A 17787-nucleotide genomic window follows, 5' to 3' on the forward strand; every position below is an offset into this window, starting at 1 on the left:
CATGCCGCTGACCCCCGTGCTCACCGTCCGCTACGCCGAGGAGCGCAGCTGGACGATCGAGACCTACGAGCGCACCGAGGGCTACTCGGCCTGGCGCACCGCGCTGGGCATGACCCCCGACGAGCTGGTCACCCTGGTCAAGGACTCCGGCCTGCGCGGTCGCGGCGGTGCCGGGTTCCCGACCGGCATGAAGTGGAGCTTCATCCCGCAGCCCAAGCCGGGGGAGACCCCGACCGGTCCGGCGGCCAAGCCCAAGTACCTGGTGGTCAACGCCGACGAGGGCGAGCCGGGCACCTGTAAGGACCTGCCGCTGATGATGGCCGACCCGCACGGGCTCGTGGAGGGCGTGGCCATCGCCTCCTACGCGATCCGCTGCCACTACGCGGTCATCTACGTCCGCGGCGAGGCCGTGCACGCCCACCGCCGGCTGCAGGCCGCGGTCGCGGAGGCCTACGCCGCCGGCCACCTGGGCCGCGACGTGCACGGCTCGGGTTTCGACCTCGACGTCGTCGTGCACGCCGGTGCCGGTGCCTACATCTGCGGCGAGGAGACGGCGCTGCTGGACTCCCTCGAGGGCCGCCGCGGCCAGCCCCGGCTCAAGCCGCCGTTCCCCGCCGTCGCCGGCCTCTACGGCGCCCCGACCGTGGTGAACAACGTGGAGACCCTGGCCAGCGTCCCGTTCGTGGTGCGCGGCGGGTCGGCCTGGTTCAAGGAGTTCGGCCCGGAGAAGTCGCCGGGGCCGAAGATCTACTCGCTGTCGGGCCGGGTCGTGCACCCGGGCCAGTACGAGGCCCCGATGGGGACGACGATGCGCGAGCTGCTGGCGATGGCCGGCGGCGTGCGCCCGGGCCACGAGCTCAAGTTCTGGACGCCGGGCGGGTCGAGCACCCCGTACTTCACCCCCGAGCACCTCGACGTCCCGCTGGACTTCGACTCGGTGGCCGCCGCCGGCTCGATGCTGGGCACGACGGCGCTGATGGTCTTCGACGAGACCGACTCGATCGTCGAGGCCACCCTCCGGTTCACCGAGTTCTACGCGCACGAGAGCTGCGGCAAGTGCACCCCGTGCCGGGAGGGCACCTACTGGTTGGTCCAGATCCTGGAGCGGCTGGTCGCCGGGCACGGCACCGCCCGCGACCTGGACCTGCTCACCGACACCTGCGACAACATCCTGGGCCGGTCGTTCTGCGCCCTGGGCGACGGCGCCACCAGCTGCATCGCGTCGAGCCTGAAGTACTTCCGCGACGACTACGTCGCGCTCCTCCCCGCCGACGAGCAGGGCCGGCTGGGTCGCACCCTGAAGCTCGAGCCCGTGGGAGCCATGGCATGACCACGCCCGAACCCGCCCGCGCGCAGGTGCCCGCGGTGCCCGGCCCGCACACCCCCGAGGACCACGTCCGCTGCACCATCGACGGCTTCGAGGTCGCGGTGCCCAAGGGCACGCTGATCATCCGGGCGGCCGAGCAGATCGGCGTGCAGATCCCGCGGTTCTGCGACCACCCGCTGCTGGAGCCGGTCGGTGCCTGCCGGCAGTGCCTGGTGGAGGTGGAGGGCCAGCGCAAGCCGGTGGCCTCCTGCACCGTGCCGGTCACCCCGGACATGGTGGTGAAGACCCAGCTGACCAGCGAGGTGGCCGAGTCCGCGCAGGCCGGCACGCTGGAGCTGCTGCTGGTCAACCACCCGCTGGACTGCCCGGTCTGCGACAAGGGCGGGGAGTGCCCGCTGCAGAACCAGGCGATGAGCAACGGGCACACCGAGAGCAGGTTCGAGGGCGTCAAGCGGACCTACCCCAAGCCGCTGCCGATCAGCTCCCAGGTGCTGCTGGACCGCGAGCGCTGCGTGCTCTGCGCCCGGTGCACCCGGTTCTCCCAGCAGGTGGCCGGCGACCCGTTCATCGAGCTGTTCGACCGCGGCGCGCTGCAGCAGGTCGCCATCTACGAGGACGAGCCCTTCGAGTCCTACTTCTCCGGCAACACCGTGCAGATCTGCCCGGTCGGGGCGCTCACCAGCTCGGCCTACCGGTTCCGCTCCCGGCCCTTCGACCTGCGCAGCGAGGCCAGCGTCTGCGAGCACTGCGCCTCGGGCTGCGCCCAGCGCACCGACTACCGGCGCGGCACCGTGCTGCGCCGCCTGGCCGGCGACGACCCGGCGGTCAACACGGAGTGGAACTGCGACAAGGGTCGGTTCGCCTTCCGCTACGCCGCGGCGAACGCCCGGCTGACCACCCCGCTGGTCCGCCGGGACGGCGAGCTGCAGCCGGCGTCGTGGCCCGAGGCCTGGGCCGCGGCCGCCGCCGGGCTCGCCGCCGCGCGTGCGGACGGCGGGGTGGGCGTGCTGCCCGGCGGCCGGCTGACCGTCGAGGACGCCTACGCCTACGCCAAGTTCGCCCGGGTCGCCCTCGGCACCCACGACGTCGACGCCCGGGCCCGCGCGCACTCCGCGGAGGAGCTGGCGTTCCTGGCCGCGCACGTCGCCGGCACCGCGCCGGGCGCCGGTGCGGTCACCTACGACGAGCTGGTCGCCGCCCCCGCCGTCCTCATGGTCGGGTTCGAGCCGGAGGAGGAGTCGCCGATCGTCTTCCTCCGGCTGCGCCGCGCCGTCCGGGAGCGGGCGCTGGCGGTCTTCGACGTGGCGCCGTTCGCCACCGGCGCCGACGAGAAGCTCGACGCGACGCTGCTGGCCACCCCGCCCGGCCTGGAGGCCGCGGTGCTCCGCGCCCTGGCCGCCGAGTCCGCCGGCGGGGTCGGGGCGCAGGCCGCCACCGCGCTGCGCCGCGAGGGTGCGGTCGTGCTGGCCGGCGAGCGGCTGGCCGAGGTGCCCGGCGCGCTGTCGGCGCTGTCCGCGCTGGCCGCCGCCTCCGGTGCCCGGGTCGCCTGGGTGCCCCGGCGGGCCGGCGAGCGCGGTGCGGTGGAGGTCGGCGCGCTGCCCTCCCTGCTGCCCGGCGGCCGGGCCGTCGAGCACGCCGAGGACCGCGCCGACGTCGAGGCCGCCTGGGGCGTCGAGCTGCCCCGCAAGGCAGGCCGCGACCTCACCGGCATCCTCACCGCGGCACGCGACGGCCGCCTCGGCGGGCTGGTGGTCGGCGCGGTCGACCCGGCCGACCTGCCCGACCCCGCCCTCGCCGAGGCCGCGCTGGCCACCGCCGGGTTCGTGGTCAGCCTCGAGCTGTTCCCGTCCGCGGTGACCGACCACGCCGACGTCGTCCTGCCGGTGGCCGCCGCCCCGGAGAAGGCCGGCAGCTACCTGGACTGGGAGGGCCGGGTGCGCGCCTTCGACGCCACCCTGCACGGCAGCGGGCAGCTCACCGACTCCCGGGTGCTCACCGGTCTGGCCGACGCGATGGGTGTGCGCCTGGGCCTGGCCGGGGTGGACGACGCCCGCCGCGAGCTGGTCGCCCTCGGCGGGGCCGGCCGGTCCCGCGAGGTGCGCGGGCTGGACGTCGCCCCCGCCGGCAGCCCGCGGGTGGGCGCCGAGCAGGCGGTGCTGGCCTCCTGGCGGCAGCTGCTGGACGAGGGCACCCTGCAGCGCGACGAGCCGGCGCTGGCCGGGACCTCGCGCCCGCCGGTCGTCCGGCTGGGCAAGGACACCGCCGTCCGGCTCGGGGTCACCGACGGCGAGCCGGTCACCGTGACCGGACCGCTCGGCGCGATCACCCTGCCCGCCCGGATCACCGAGATGCCCGACCGGGTGGTCTGGCTGCCGATGCGCTCCCCGGGCAGCCACGTCCGGGCCGGCCTGGGCGTCGGCCCCGGCGGCGTCGTCTCCATCAGCTCCGGAGGTGCCGCATGACCGTCCCCGTGACCGTGCTGGCCGCGACCGACTCGCCGACCCTGGCCGACTTCGGCAACGACGTCTGGTGGCTGGTGCTGGTCAAGATCGTCGGCGTCTTCGGCCTGCTGGTCGTCATGACGCTGTTCGCGATCGTGTTCGAGCGCAAGGTCGTCGCCCGGATGCAGCAGCGGTCCGGGCCGAACCGGGTCGGCCCGCGGGGCTACCTGCAGAGCCTGGCCGACGGGCTGAAGCTCGCGTTCAAGGAAGACATCATGCCGGCGCTGGCGGACAAGCCGGTCTACTTCCTGGCCCCGGTCATCGCCACCATCCCGGCGTTCCTGGCCTTCTCGGTCATCCCGCTGGGGCCGATGGTCTCGATCTTCGGCGAGCGCACCCCGCTGCAGCTCATCGACGCCCCCATCGGCGTGCTGGTGGTGCTGGCCTGCTCGGCGATGGGCGTCTACGGCATCGTGCTCGGCGGCTGGGCGTCCGGCTCCACCTACCCGCTGCTGGGCAGCCTGCGCAGCGCCGCACAGATGGTCAGCTACGAGATCGCGATGGGGCTGTCGATCGTCGCGGTGTTCCTCTACGCCGGCACGATGAGCACCTCGGAGATCGTCGCCGCGCAGGCCGGGCCCAACCGGCTGGACTTCTTCGGGCTCACCTTCGACGGTCCCAGCTGGTACGCCGTCCTGCTGCCGGTCTCCTTCGTCATCTACGTGATCGCCGTGGTGGGGGAGACCAACCGGGCACCCTTCGACCTCCCCGAGGCCGAGAGCGAGCTGGTCGGCGGATTCCACACCGAGTACTCGTCGCTGAAGTTCGCGCTCTTCTTCCTGGCCGAGTACGTCAACATGGTGACCGTCTCGGCGCTGGCCGCGACGCTGTTCCTCGGCGGCTGGCGGGCCCCGTGGCCGATCTCCATCTGGGACGGCGCGAACTCGGGCTGGTGGCCGCTGCTGTGGTTCCTGCTCAAGGTGATCGCCGCGCTGTTCGTCTTCATCTGGCTGCGCGGCACGCTGCCCCGGCTGCGCTACGACCAGTTCATGCGCTTCGGCTGGAAGGTGCTGGTCCCGACCGCGCTGGTCTGGATCCTGGCCGTGGCCACCATGCGCACGGTGTCCCGCGAGGCGAACCTGTCCAGCGGCGAGGTGGCCCTCTACGTGGGGCTGCCGATCGCCGCGGTCGTGCTGGGCGGGTTGCTGATCGCCTCCCGCAAGTCCAACGAGGACACCCGGATCGCCGCGCTCAACGCCGCGGCCGGGTCCACCAACCCCACCGAGCCCGAGGTGCTGCCCGCGGTCCGCACCGGCGGTGCCCGGCGCCGGCCGGCCCAGCGCAGCGGTCCGGCCCGTGCCGAGGGCGGCTTCCCGATCCCGCCGATGGACCTGGTCGTCCCGCCCTCGCCCCGCCTGGGCGCCAAGGAGCCGGTCACCGCCGGCGCCGCCCCGGTGGCCAGCGGACGCCGCCGCCCCAGCCCCACCCCCCGGAAGGACGACAGTGCCTGATCCCCAGCCCGAGACCGCACCGGAGCGGCGACGCGGCGGCGAGGTCGACCAGGTCGGCGGCACCCGCTCGGCGCCGGCCGCGCGCACCAGCCGGCTGCCCGCCCCTGCCCAGGGCTTCGGGGTGACCTTCTCGACGATGTTCAAGAAGGTGACCACCGAGCAGTACCCGGAGGAGCCCAAGGTCACCAAGCCGCGCTACCACGGCCGGCACGTGCTCAACCGGCACCCCGACGGCCTGGAGAAGTGCGTGGGCTGCGAGCTGTGCGCCTGGGCGTGCCCGGCCGACGCGATCTACGTCGAGGGCGGGACCAACACCGACGAGGCCCGGTTCTCCCCGGGCGAGCGGTACGGCGCGGTCTACCAGATCAACTACCTGCGCTGCATCTTCTGCGGGCTGTGCATCGAGGCCTGCCCCACCCGCTCGCTGACCATGAGCAACGACTTCGAGCTGGCCGACGACGACCGGGCCAGCCTGATCTACACCAAGGAGCAGCTGATGGCCCCGCTGCTGCCGGGCATGGAGCAGCCGCCGCACCCCATGCGCCTGGGGGACGACGAGCGCGACTACTACCTGCGGGCCGGCTCCTGATGGGGGCCGGCATCGAGATCGGGACGGCGGAGACCGTCGTCTTCTGGATCCTCGGACCGATCGCCCTGGCCGGTGCACTCGGCATGGTCTTCGCCCGCAACGCCGTCCACTCGGCGCTGTTCCTGGTGAACACGATGCTGGCGCTGGGGGTGTTCTACGTCGTCCAGGAGGCGCCGTTCCTCGGCGCGGTGCAGATCATCGTCTACACCGGCGCCATCATGATCTTGTTCCTCTTCGTGCTGATGCTTGTCGGCCGTGACTCCTCCGACTCGGTCGTGGAGACCCTCCGGGGCCAGCAGGTCGCGGCCACCGTGCTCGGCGTCGGGTTCGCCGGGCTGGTCGGGGCCGGCATCGCCCGGGCCACCGAGGGCATGACCGTGGTGGGCCTGGAGGGTGTGCAGGGCGGGGCCGGCGGCGCGGCCGACGGCAACATCGAGGCCATCGCGCGGCTGCTGTTCACCCGGTACCTGCTGGCCTTCGAGGTCACCAGCGCGCTGCTGATCACCGCCGCGGTCGGCGCCATGGTGCTGGCCCACATCGAGCGCGAGCCGGGCAGCCGGCTCACCCAGAAGGAGCGCTCCCGGGCCCGGTTCCTCACCGCCGACCACCCGCAGACCCTGCCCGGTCCCGGCGTCTACGCCCGGGCCAACTCCATCGCCGCGCCCGGCCGGCTGCCCGACGGCAGCCCGTCGGAGGCCAGCTACGCCACCGGGGTCGAGCCCCAGGTCGTCGACGAGCTGCCCGCCGCCGACCACACCGGGGGCGGACCCGACGCCGCGCTCGGCACGACCCGGGGGGCGTCGTCGTGACCCTGACCAACTACCTGGTGCTGGCCGCGATCCTGTTCACCATCGGCGCGGTCGGCGTGCTCGTCCGCCGCAACGCCATCGTGGTCTTCATGTGCATCGAGCTGATGCTCAACTCGGTGAACCTGACCCTGGTCACCTTCGCGCGGGCCAACGGCAGCGTGGACGGCCAGGTCATCGCCTTCTTCGTCATGGTGGTCGCCGCCGCCGAGGTCGTCATCGGGCTGGCGATCATCATGTCGATCTACCGCACCCGGCGGTCGGCCTCCGTCGACGACGCCAACCTGCTGAAGTACTGAGGCCGCCGACATGGATCCCGTGCCCGCCACCGGGCTGCTCGCCGTCTCCTGGCTGCTGATCGCCCTGCCGCTGGCCGGTGCCGCCGTCCTGCTGCTGGGCGGCCGGCGCACCGACCGCTGGGGCCACCTGCTGGGCATCGCCACCGTGACCGCCTCGTTCGTGCTCGCGGTGCTGTGCACCGTCGAGCTGGCCGGCACGTCGGGCCGCAGCGTCGGGGTGGACCTGTTCACCTTCATCTCCACCGGCCGGCTGGACGTCAGCGCCGGGCTGCTGGTCGACCCGCTGTCGATGACGTTCGCCCTGCTGATCACCGGGGTGGGCGCGCTGATCCACGTCTACTCGGTCGGCTACATGGCGCACGACCCCGCGCGGCGGCGGTTCTTCGCCTACCTCAACCTCTTCGTCGCGGCGATGCTGCTGCTGGTGCTGGGCAACAGCTTCGTGGCCCTCTACGTGGGCTGGGAGGGCGTCGGCCTGGCGTCCTACCTGCTGATCGCGTTCTGGTACACCCGCCCGGCCGCGGCCACCGCGGCCAAGAAGGCCTTCATCATGAACCGGGTCGGCGACGTCGGCCTGGCCCTGGCGATCTTCCTGATGTTCACCCAGCTGGGCACCACGTCCTACGCCGGTGTGCTCGGCTCGGTCGGCCTGCTGGCCGGCGGGACGGTCACCGCGATCGGGCTGCTCCTGCTGCTGGGGGCGTGCGGCAAGTCCGGCCAGTTCCCGCTGCAGGCCTGGCTGCCCGACGCCATGGAGGGCCCCACCCCGGTCTCGGCGCTGATCCACGCGGCGACCATGGTCACCGCCGGGGTGTACCTGATCGCCCGGTCGGCGCCGATCTTCGACGCCGCACCCGTCGCGCAGACCGTGGTGGTGGTCATCGGCGCGATCACGATCATGATCGGCGCGATCGCCGGCTGCGCCTACGACGACATCAAGAAGGTGCTGGCCTGGTCCACGGTCAGCCAGATCGGCTACATGTTCCTGGCCGTCGGCCTGGGCCCGATCGGCTACGCGGCGGGCATCGCGCACCTGCTCACCCACGGCTTCTTCAAGGCCGGGCTCTTCCTCGGGGCCGGGTCGGTCATGCACGGCATGGGCGACCAGACCGACATGCGCCGGTTCGGCGGGCTGGCCACGAAGATGAAGACCACCTTCGTGACGTTCGGGCTGGGCTACCTGGCCCTCATCGGGTTCCCGTTCCTGTCCGGCTACTGGACCAAGGACGCCATCATCGAGGCGGCCTTCGACCGCGGCGGGGTGTCGGGCTACCTCCTCGGCGGGGTCGCGGTCCTCGGTGCCGGGCTGACCGCGTTCTACATGACCCGGCTCATGCTTCTGACGTTCTTCGGCAAGCCCCGCTGGGAGGACGGCGTGCACCCGCACGAGTCCCCGGCGGTCATGACGCTGCCGATGGTCGTGCTCGCCGTCGGCTCGGTCGCGGCCGGGTTCGTCCTGGTGCAGCTGGCCCCGCTGGCCGACTGGCTGGCCCCGGTGTTCGGCGAGCCCGAGGAGGCCGCCGCGCCTGCGATCCCGCCGCTGGTGGTCAGCGTGCTGGTCACCGTGGTGGTGGCCCTCGGCGCGCTCACCGCCTGGGTGTTCGTGGGTCGCCGCGAGGTGCCCACCACGGCGCCGGCCCGGGTGTCGCTGCCGGTCCGCGCGGCCCGCAACGCCCTGTACGCGGACAGGGTCAACGAGGCGGTCTTCATGCGGCCGGGGATGTGGCTCACCCGGGCGCTGCTCTGGGTGGACGACCGCGGGGTGGACGGCGTGGTCAACGGCATCGGCACCGGCCTGGGCGGGTCGTCGTCCCGGCTCGGGCGGGCGCAGACCGGCTTCGTCCGCTCCTACGCCCTCGGCATGCTCGGCGGCGCCGTCCTGGTGGCCGGCGCCCTCCTGGCGGTGACCGCGGGATGACCGCCACCCCGACGTCCCCGACCGAGGAGAACCAGTCGTGAGCGACTTCCCCTGGCTGCTCGCGATGATCGCCGTCCCGGCGGTCGGTGGTGCGGCCGTGGCCGCGCTGCCCCGGGGCCGCGACGCGGCGGCCAAGCAGGTGGCCCTGGCGGTCAGCGGCCTGGTGCTGCTGCTGGCGGTGCTGGCCACCGTCGCGTTCGACACCGGCGGCGAGCGGTTCCAGCTGACCACGTCGGTCTCCTGGATCCCCGCGTTCGGGGTCGACTTCGCCCTCGGCGTCGACGGCATCGCGCTGGTCATGCTGCTGCTGATCGGTGTGCTGGTGCCGGTCGTGGTGATCGCCTCGTGGGCCGACACCGGCCCCGAGGGCCGCTCGATGAAGGCCTACTTCGCCTGGCTGCTGGTGCTCGAGGCGATGATGGTCGGCGTCTTCGCCGCCACCGACGTCTTCCTGTTCTACGTGTTCTTCGAGGCGATGCTCGTCCCGATGTACTTCATCATCGGGAGCTTCGGCGGCCCCCGCCGGCAGTTCGCCGCGACGAAGTTCTTCCTCTACAGCCTGCTCGGCGGGCTGGTCATGCTCGCCTCGGTCATCGGCCTCTACGTCGTCAGCAACACCGAGCTGGGCGAGGGCACGTTCGCCTTCGACGCCCTGCGCCAGCTCGACATCGACCCCGGTGTGCAGAAGCTGCTGTTCCTCGGGTTCTTCGTCGCCTTCGCGATCAAGGCCCCGCTGGTGCCCTTCCACACCTGGCTGCCCGACTCCGGTGCGCAGGCCCCGATCGGCGGCGGCGTGCTGCTGGTCGGCGTGCTGGACAAGGTCGGCACGTTCGGGTTCATCCGGTACTGCCTGCCGCTGTTCCCCGACGCGTCGCGGACGTTCGCGCCCTGGATCCTGGGCCTGGCCGTGGCCGGGATCATCTACGGCGCGATCCTGGCGATGGGGCAGACCGACCTCAAGCGGTTCGTCACCTACACGTCGATCGCGCACTTCGGCTTCATCGCGCTGGGCATCTTCGCCTTCACCGCCGAGGGCGGCACCGGTGCGGTGCTCTACATGGTCAACCACGGCATCTCCACCGGGATCCTCTTCCTGGCCGTGGGCATGCTGATCAGCCGCGGCGGGTCGGCCCGGATCAGCGACTACGGCGGAGTGGCCAAGAAGGCCCCGGTCCTGGCCGGGGTGTTCCTGGTCGCCGGCCTGGCCAGCCTCGCGCTGCCGGGGACCAACAGCTTCGTGTCGGAGTTCCTGGTGCTGCTGGGCTCCTTCCCGACCCGCCCGGTGTTCACCGTCGTCGCCACGGTCGGCATCGTGCTGGCGGCGCTCTACGTCCTGCTGGTCGTGCAGCGGACCATGCACGGCCCGTCCCGCGGGGTCGTCGTCGACAAGCCCTTCCCCGACCTGCGGCGCCGTGAGCTGGCCGTGGTCGTCCCGCTGATCGCCCTGATCATCGGCCTCGGCGTCTACCCGCAGCCGCTGCTGGCCCTGATCGACCCGGCCGTGGCCGCCACCATGACCGACATCGGTTCCGACCCGGCGGGGACGACCCCCGCCACCGCCGAGCAGGGGGCCAACTGATGATCGAGGCACCGGACCTCTCCCTGGCCGCGCTCACCCCGCTGCTGTTCGTCTTCGGCGCCGCACTGGTCGGCGTCCTGGTCGAGTCCTTCGCCCCGCGGCACGTCCGCCAGCCCACCCAGGTCGCCCTCGCCCTGGTCGGCACCGTCGGCGGGTTCGTCTCCACCCTGCTGATCGCCGGGCGCAGCGAGGTGACCGCCGGCGGCGCGCTCGCCGTCGACGGCGCCGGGCTCTTCCTGCAGGCCACGATCGCCGGGTTGGCCGCGCTGTCGATCCTGCTGTTCGCCGAGCGCGGCCTGGACCCGGCGAAGTCGGCGTTCGTCGCCTCGGCGGCGGTGCCGGCCGGCAGCCCCCGGGACCGCGAGCTGCTCACCGACGAGCGGGTGCAGACCGAGGTCTACCCACTGGCCACCTTCGCCGTCGGCGGCATGATGCTCTTCGTCGCGGCGAACGACCTGCTGGTCATGTTCATCGCCCTGGAGGTGCTCAGCCTCCCGCTGTACCTGATCTGCGGTCTGGCCCGACGCCGGCGGCTGCTGTCCCAGGAGGCGGCGGTCAAGTACTTCCTGCTGGGCGCCTTCGCCTCGGCGTTCTTCCTCTACGGCCTGGCGCTGGTCTACGGCGCGACCGGCAGCATCCGGCTGTCGGAGATCCGGGAGTCGGTCAGCACCGACGGCACCGGCACGCTGCTCGTGCTCGGCCTCGGGCTGCTGATCGTCGGGTTGATGTTCAAGGCCTCGGTCGCGCCGTTCCACACCTGGACGCCGGACGTCTACCAGGGCGCGCCCACCCCGGTCACCGCGTTCATGGCCGCCTGCACCAAGGTCGCCGCGTTCGGCGCGATCCTGCGGCTGCTCTACGTGGCCTTCGGGACGGCGGACTGGACCTGGCGGCCGCTGGTCTACGGCATCGCCATCGTGTCGATGGTGGTCGGCGCCGTCCTGGGCCTGACCCAGACCGACGTCAAGCGGATGCTCGCCTACTCCTCGATCGCGCACGCCGGCTTCCTGCTCACCGGGGTCATCGGCCTGGGCGGCGGCACGGGCTCCGGGCTGTCGGCGACGCTGTTCTACCTGCTGGCCTACGGGCTCACCACGATCGGCGCGTTCGCCGTGGTCACCCTGGTCCGGGACGGCGACGGCGAGGCCACCCAGCTGTCCCAGTGGGCCGGCCTGGCCCGGCGGTCCCCGCTGACCGCCGGGGTGATGACCTTCCTGCTGCTGGCCCTGGCCGGCATCCCGCTCACCAGCGGGTTCACCGGCAAGTTCGCGGTCTTCCGGGCGGCGATCGAGGTGGGCGCCTGGCCGCTGGCCGTCGGCGCCCTGGTCACCAGCGCGATCGCGGGCTTCTTCTACCTGCGCCTGGTCGTGCTCATGTACTTCTCCGCGCCCGCCGAGGACGGCCCCTCCGTGGGTGTCCCCGGCCTGCCGACCACCATCGTGCTGGCCGTGACGGTGGCCGCCACGCTGGTGCTGGGCGTCGTCCCCGGGTCGGTGCTGGACCTGGCCGACCGCGCCGCCACGCTGGTCGGGTAGGGCAGCCGTCGGCGCCCGGGCCTGCGGAGACTAGATTCACCGGCGATGAGCGGAGCCAGCGCCCTCACCTCCCCCGGTGACGGCAGCCAGACGCAGACGTGGAACCGGCCGGGCAGGCCGGCGTCCACCGTCGGCTCCTGGCTGCCCGACGGACCGCTGGGCGAGTCGCTCGCGGCGGGCCTGGCGCGGGTGGAGTCCGCGCTGCACACCGCGGTGGCCAGCGACCACGAGTTCGTGGCCGAGGCCGCCGCGCACCTGATGACCGCCGGCGGCAAGCGGTTCCGCCCGGTGCTCGCCCTCCTGGCCGCCCAGCTGGGCGACGCGGAGTCCGCCGAGGTGACCTCCGCCGCGGTGGTCTGCGAGCTCACCCACCTGGCCACGCTGTACCACGACGACGTCATGGACGAGGCCGCGGTGCGCCGCGGGGCGGCCAGCGCGAACAGCCGGTGGAGCAACAGCATCGCCATCCTGACCGGCGACTTCCTCTTCGCCCGGGCGTCGGACCTGCTCGCCGACCTCGGCCCCGAGGCGGTCCGCATCCAGGCGCGAACGTTCGAGCGGCTGGTCACCGGGCAGATCCGGGAGACCGTCGGCCCGGCCGCCGGCGAGGACCCGATCGAGCACCACCTGTCGGTGCTGGCGGACAAGACCGGCTCGCTGGTCGCCACCTCGGCCCGCTTCGGCGCCACGTTCGCCGGCGTCGCCCCGGCCGTCGTCGAGGACCTCACGGCCTACGCCGAGGAGGTCGGGGTCGCCTTCCAGCTGTCCGACGACCTGATCGACATCGTCAGCGAGAGCGGCACGTCCGGGAAGTCGCCGGGCACCGACCTGCGCGAGGGCATCGCCACCCTGCCGGTGCTGCTCGTCCTCGCCGGCGACGACCCGGCCGAGGCCCGGCTGCGCGAGCTGGTGGCCGGACCGATCACCGACGACGCGCTGCACGCCGAGGCGCTGGCCCTGCTGCGGGCGTCGGCGTCGCTGGCCCGGGCGACCGAGGTGCTGGACTCCTACGCCGACCGGGCCCGTGCCCGGCTGGGCAGCGTGCCCGACGGCGAGGTCCGCGAGGCCCTGTCGGCCCTGTGCGACTACGTGGTCACCCGCAGCGCCTGAGCGACCCCTGCGCGGTCGCTGCACTCCGGCGACACTGGGGGTGATGAACACCCGCCGCGCCGCCCGATCGACCGCCCTCCTGACCGGCCTGGTGCTGCTGGCCGGCTGCTCGGCGGGGTCGTCGGCCACCTCGGACGCCGACGAGGCGGCCACCGCGGCGCCGTCGGACGCCCCCGCCCTGCAGGTCGAGGTGCTCGCCGACGGCCTGGACCACCCGTGGGACGTCTCCCAGGCCCCCGACGGCACCCTCCTGCTCGACGAGCGCGGCGGTGGGTTCACCGCGGTGCTCCCCGACGGGACCGTGCAGACCGTGGCGGCCGACCTCGACGACCTGTGGGCCGAGGGCGAGACCGGGCTGATGGGCCTGGTGCTCGACCCGGACTTCGACGCGCAGCGCCGCTTCTACACCTGCATGGGGGTCGCCGACGGCGGCGCGGACGGCGGTCCGGGCATCGAGGTGACCGCGTGGACGGTCGACGAGGGCTGGACGTCGGCCCCCCGGGTGGCCGACCCCCTGGTGGGCGGCATCCCGGTCAACGCGGACTCCGGCCGGCACGGCGGCTGCCGCCTGCGGTTCGACGCCGGCGGCCAGCTGCTGATCGGCACCGGGGACAACGCCCGGGGCACCAACCCGCAGGACCTGTCCACGCTGGCCGGCAAGCTGCTGCGGGTCGACCCGCAGACCGGGCAGCCCTCGGCGGGCAACCCGTTCCTCGAGCTCACCGACCCGACCTCGCACGCGATCGTGGGCTACGGGCACCGCAACGTGCAGGGGATCGCCGTCCAGCCGGGCACCGACGCGGTCTACACCGCCGAGCAGGGCAGCCAGGTCGACGACGAGGTCAACCTGGCCACCGACGGCGGCAACTACGGCTGGGACCCGGTCGGCTCGGGGGAGTACGACGAGTCGGTGCCGATGACCGACACCGAGATCCCCGGTGCCGTCCCGGCGGTGTGGAGCTCGGGCGACCCCACCATCGCCGTCTCCGGCATCACCTTCCTCACCGGTGAGCAGTGGGGGAGCTACGACGGCCTGCTCCTGCTCGGGGTGCAGAAGGACACCGGGGTGCTGGCGCTGCGGCTGGCCGACGACGGGTCGCTGGTCGAGCAGTTCCGCATCCCGGAGCTGGAGGGCGACTACGGCCGGGTGCGCAGCCCGCAGCTGGGCGGCGACGGCGCGCTGTACCTGACCACCGACAACGGCGACGGCACCGACCAGCTGCTGCGGGTCACCCCCGGGAGCTGACCCGCGCGGGCACCGGGGTGCCGGCGGGGAGCAGCGGGCAGGGCTCCGGGTCGCCCCAGACCGTGCGCAGCGGCAGCACGCCGGCCCAGTCGGCCTGCGGGTCGACCAGGTCGCGCTCGTCCTCGCCGGGCGGGCCGGTGCGCACCTTGACGCTGGCCTCGGTGAGGTCCAGCGCCAGCACCGTCGTGGCGGCCAGCTCCTTGCGGTCGGGCTGCCGGCTGGAGTCCCAGGAGCCCGGCGCGAGGTGCTCGGTGAGCACCGCGAGCCCGTGCCAGCGCTCGTCGGGGTCGGTCACCAGCCGGGCGGTGCCCTGGACGACGGCGCTGCGGTGGTTCATCGAGTGGTGGAACGCCGACCGGCTGTAGACGATCCCGTCGACGTGGGTGACCGTGAAGCACACCGGCACCCCCTGGGCGGCGGCCCGCAGCGAAGCCGCGCCGCTGGACCCGTGCAGGTACAGCGTCTCGCCGTCCCGGCCGTACCCGGTGGGCAGCACGACCGGACCCGTCGGCAGGGCGAGGCCCAGGTGCCCGATCAACCCGGCGTCGAGGACTGCGTGCAGGTCGGCGCGGTCGGTGCGGGCCCGGACGGCGTTGCGCCGGACGGTGGAGCGGGCGGTGGGGGACAACGGCGCACTGGTCACACCGGACAGCGTGCCCGACGTCGTGGCATCCTCCGATGGCCAATCCGTCGCAGTTCCAGGAGGCCACCGATGACCGAGCCGCCCCCCGTCGTGCTGGACCGGTCCGCGCGGACCCCGCTGGCCGTCCAGCTCGCCGACGGCCTGCGCTCGGCGCCCGCCCTGCGCGCCGGCGACCGGCTGCCCTCCACCCGGGAGCTGGCGACCCTGCTGGGCGTCAGCCGCACCGTCACCGCCGCGGCCTACGACCAGCTGCTCGCCGAGGGCTGGCTCGCCGGCCGGCGCGGGGTGGGCACCTTCGTGGTGGGCGGCCCGGCGGCGGCCCCGCCCTCACGCACCCCGGTGCCGACGCCGGGCGGGCCGCGGGTCGACCTGCGGCCCGGGTCGCCGTGCACCGAGGTGCTCGACCGCGCCGCCTGGCGCCGGGCCTGGCGGGCGGCCGGGGACCGGGACGCCGACCCCGGCTACGACCCGGTCGGCGACCCCGCGTTCCGGACCGCGGTGGTGGAGCACCTGCTCCGGCACCGCGGCCTGCCCGCCGACCCGGCCGACGTCCTGGCCGCCGGCGGCACCTCGGCCGCGGTCGCCGAGCTGGCGGCCCTGCTGCCGCGCGGGTCCCGGGTCGGGGTCGAGGACCCCGGGTACCGGCGGGCGGTCGGGGCGCTGCGGGCCGCCGGGGTCGAGGTGGTGCCGCTCCCGGTGGACGACGACGGCCTGGTGGTCGACCGGGTCCCGCCCGGCCTGGCGGCGGTGTACTGCACGCCGGCCCACCAGTTCCCGCTCGGCGGCCGGCTCCCGGCGGCCCGCCGCACGGCGCTGCTGGACCGGGCCCGCGCCGAGGGGTTCACGGTGTGGGAGGACGACTACGACGGCGAGCTCCGCTACGACGTCGCCCCGCTGCCGCTGCTGGCCGCGCTGGGCCCCGACGTCGTCGTCCACCTCGGGACGGCGTCCAAGGTGGTCAGCCCGACCCTGGGACTGGGCTGGGTCGTCGCCCCGCCCGCGGTGCGCGACCGGCTGGTGCAGCGGCGCAGCGACACCGGCGTCCGCCCGGGCCGGTCGGGTCAGCGGGTCTTCGCGGCGCTGGCCGGGTCCGGCGACCTGGCCCGGCACCAGCGCCGGCTGCGCCGCGAGCTGGCCGACCGGCGGGAGCTGGTGCGGGCGGCCGTGGCCGTCGCCGGCGGCACGACCACCGGGGACGCGGCCGGCGCGCACCTGGTCGTCCCGCTGCCGACCCGGGCCGACGAGCAGGCGGTCGTGGCCGAGCTGGCCGGCCACGGCGTCGCGGTCGGCAGCCTGGCCGAGCAGCAGGTGCGCGACACCCGGGCCGGGCTGGTCGTCGGGTGGGCCGCCCCGGCCCGGGCCGACCTCCCCGACGCCCTCGCCGTGCTGTCCGCCGCCCTCTCCGACGCCCTCTCCGGGGTCAGGCGGTGACGGGCAGGTGCAGCGGGCCGCGGAGGACCGTGGCCACCCGGGGGACCGGGGCGCCGGCCGGCCGCAGGCGGGGGGCCCGCTCGGCCAGCAGCCGCAGCGCCACCTCGCCCTCCAGCCGGGCCAGCGGGGCGCCCAGGCAGTAGTGGACGCCGCCGGAGAACGCCAGGTGCGCGGCGGCCTGCTCGCGGTGCAGGTCGAAGCGGTCGGGGTCCGGGTGCACCGCCGGGTCGCGGTTGGCACTGGCCAGCAGCACCAGCACCCCGCTGTCCCGGCGCAGCGGACGGCCGTCGACCTCGACGTCGGAGTGGGCGAACCGCGCGGTCAGCTGCACGGGCGGGTCGTACCGCAGCGTCTCCTCGACCGCGGCCGCCGCCAGGCCGGGGTCGGCGACCAGCGCGGACCACTCGTCGGGCGCCCGGTGCATCGCCTGCACGGCGTTGCCGATCAGGTTGGTGGTGGTCTCGAACCCGGCGACCAGCAGCAGCTGCGCCATGGCCAGCACCTCGTCGGCGGTCGCGGTGCCGCCGTCGACGGCCGCGGCCAGGGTCGAGATGACGTCCTCGCCCGGGTGCACCCGGCGCTGCTCGAGCAGTTCGCCGAACAGGGCGCGCATGCCCGCGGTGGCCCGGGTCAGCTCGCGCACGTGGGCGGGGGAGCGGACGCCGTCCAGCGACGACCCCAGCGCGAGCCCCCAGCGGGCGAACCGGCCGGCGTCGACGTCGGGGACGTCCAGCAGCGCGGAGATCACCTTGATCGGCAGCGGCGAGGCGAGCTCGGCGACCAGGTCGAACGGGCCGCCGCGGGCCAGGGCGCCGTCCAGCAGCTCGGCGGTGACCCGCTCGGCGACCTCGCGGTAGTGCGCCAGCCGCCGCGGCGCGAACGCGGGCTGGGCGAGCCGGCGCAACCGGGTGTGGTCGGGCGGGTCGAGGGTGAGCAGCGACAGGTCGACCGGCTCCATCAGCGAGGGCCCGTCGCCGTCCCCGAGCCGGCTGGCCCCGTCGGACAGCCGCACGCCCAGCTGCCGGTCGCGCAGCACCGCCTCGACCGAGGCGTGCGTGGCCACCGCGGTGAGCCCGGTGCGGCTGCGTACCGGGCCACCGGCGAGCTGGGCCGCCCGCAGCTCGGCGTAGACCGGGTAGGGGTCCAGCCGCCACGGCCGGTGCAGCAGCCGGGCCACCCGGTCCCCGCGCAGCGCGAGCGCCATGCCCCCGGCCCGCATCGCCCCGATCCGGAGACCGAGGACGGTGTCCTCGACCAGCCGGCCGGTCGCCGTCCGGGGGCCGGGACCGACCACGCTGTCCGTCCCGGCGGTCATCGGTGCGTGTGTCCGACGACGAAGTACGTGTGTCTGC

General features: G+C 74.3%; 14 protein-coding genes. 12 read left to right on the top strand and 2 right to left on the bottom strand.

Annotation, left to right across the window (positions count from 1 at the left end; all coding sequences use genetic code 11):
- Window position 1: 1 nt before the first annotated feature.
- From nuoF to UXQ13_RS12870, 11 genes are read left to right on the top strand one after another with little or no spacing between them, the layout of a single operon-like run.
- A complete protein-coding gene (gene nuoF, locus UXQ13_RS12820; protein WP_336392419.1) occupies window positions 2–1330 on the top strand; it encodes an NADH-quinone oxidoreductase subunit NuoF in 1329 nt (442 codons plus the stop codon).
- The gene (locus UXQ13_RS12825) at window positions 1327–3789 is read left to right on the top strand and encodes an NADH-quinone oxidoreductase subunit G (RefSeq protein ID WP_225232968.1); all 2463 of its coding nucleotides are present in this window, start codon (window positions 1327–1329) and stop codon (window positions 3787–3789) included. The genes nuoF and UXQ13_RS12825 overlap by 4 nt, the downstream gene beginning before the upstream one ends.
- Window positions 3786–5279, top strand: a complete 1494-nt coding sequence (gene nuoH / locus UXQ13_RS12830) for an NADH-quinone oxidoreductase subunit NuoH (RefSeq protein WP_336392420.1) — start codon at window positions 3786–3788, stop codon at window positions 5277–5279. Before UXQ13_RS12825 ends, nuoH begins: the two co-directional genes overlap by 4 nt.
- Window positions 5272–5868: an NADH-quinone oxidoreductase subunit NuoI gene (nuoI, locus tag UXQ13_RS12835; protein WP_336392421.1), complete on the top strand. Its 597-nt coding sequence runs from the start codon at window positions 5272–5274 to the stop codon at window positions 5866–5868. The genes nuoH and nuoI overlap by 8 nt, the downstream gene beginning before the upstream one ends.
- Window positions 5868–6677: an NADH-quinone oxidoreductase subunit J gene (locus UXQ13_RS12840; protein WP_336392422.1), complete on the top strand. Its 810-nt coding sequence runs from the start codon at window positions 5868–5870 to the stop codon at window positions 6675–6677. The genes nuoI and UXQ13_RS12840 overlap by 1 nt, the downstream gene beginning before the upstream one ends.
- Window positions 6674–6973, top strand: coding sequence for an NADH-quinone oxidoreductase subunit NuoK (gene nuoK, locus UXQ13_RS12845; RefSeq protein ID WP_225232965.1), 300 nt, complete (start codon window positions 6674–6676; stop codon window positions 6971–6973). Before UXQ13_RS12840 ends, nuoK begins: the two co-directional genes overlap by 4 nt.
- Before the next feature lie 10 nt (window positions 6974–6983).
- On the top strand, window positions 6984–8891 hold the full coding sequence (gene nuoL / locus UXQ13_RS12850; protein ID WP_225232964.1) for an NADH-quinone oxidoreductase subunit L: 1908 nt from the start codon (window positions 6984–6986) through the stop codon (window positions 8889–8891).
- A gap of 37 nt (window positions 8892–8928) precedes the next feature.
- On the top strand, window positions 8929–10470 hold the full coding sequence (locus UXQ13_RS12855) for an NADH-quinone oxidoreductase subunit M (RefSeq protein ID WP_225232963.1): 1542 nt from the start codon (window positions 8929–8931) through the stop codon (window positions 10468–10470).
- Entirely contained in the window at window positions 10470–12005 is a 1536-nt protein-coding gene (gene nuoN / locus UXQ13_RS12860) for an NADH-quinone oxidoreductase subunit NuoN (protein ID WP_225232962.1), read from the top strand. Before UXQ13_RS12855 ends, nuoN begins: the two co-directional genes overlap by 1 nt.
- 45 nt (window positions 12006–12050) lie before the next feature.
- Window positions 12051–13115 carry a polyprenyl synthetase family protein gene (locus tag UXQ13_RS12865; protein WP_225232961.1) on the top strand — a complete coding sequence of 355 codons (1065 nt, stop codon included), beginning with the start codon at window positions 12051–12053 and terminating at the stop codon, window positions 13113–13115.
- 43 nt (window positions 13116–13158) lie between these two features.
- The gene (locus UXQ13_RS12870) at window positions 13159–14361 is read left to right on the top strand and encodes a PQQ-dependent sugar dehydrogenase (protein WP_336392423.1); all 1203 of its coding nucleotides are present in this window, start codon (window positions 13159–13161) and stop codon (window positions 14359–14361) included.
- Here UXQ13_RS12870 and UXQ13_RS12875 read toward each other — a convergent pair.
- A complete protein-coding gene (locus tag UXQ13_RS12875; protein WP_225232959.1) occupies window positions 14345–15004 on the bottom strand; it encodes a pyridoxamine 5'-phosphate oxidase family protein in 660 nt (219 codons plus the stop codon). The two genes, UXQ13_RS12870 and UXQ13_RS12875, sit on opposite strands and share 17 nt — an antisense overlap.
- A gap of 69 nt (window positions 15005–15073) precedes the next feature.
- On the opposite strand from UXQ13_RS12875, the gene UXQ13_RS12880 reads away from it, so the two are divergent.
- Window positions 15074–16435, top strand: a complete 1362-nt coding sequence (locus UXQ13_RS12880) for an aminotransferase-like domain-containing protein (protein WP_336392424.1) — start codon at window positions 15074–15076, stop codon at window positions 16433–16435.
- On the opposite strand, the gene UXQ13_RS12885 is transcribed toward UXQ13_RS12880, so the two are convergent.
- Entirely contained in the window at window positions 16425–17750 is a 1326-nt protein-coding gene (locus UXQ13_RS12885) for a cytochrome P450 (RefSeq protein WP_225232957.1), read from the bottom strand. The genes UXQ13_RS12880 and UXQ13_RS12885 overlap by 11 nt on opposite strands.
- Window positions 17751–17787: the final 37 nt, after the last annotated feature.

Source organism: Klenkia terrae (assembly GCF_037083865.1).
GTDB lineage: Bacteria > Actinomycetota > Actinomycetes > Mycobacteriales > Geodermatophilaceae > Klenkia > Klenkia terrae.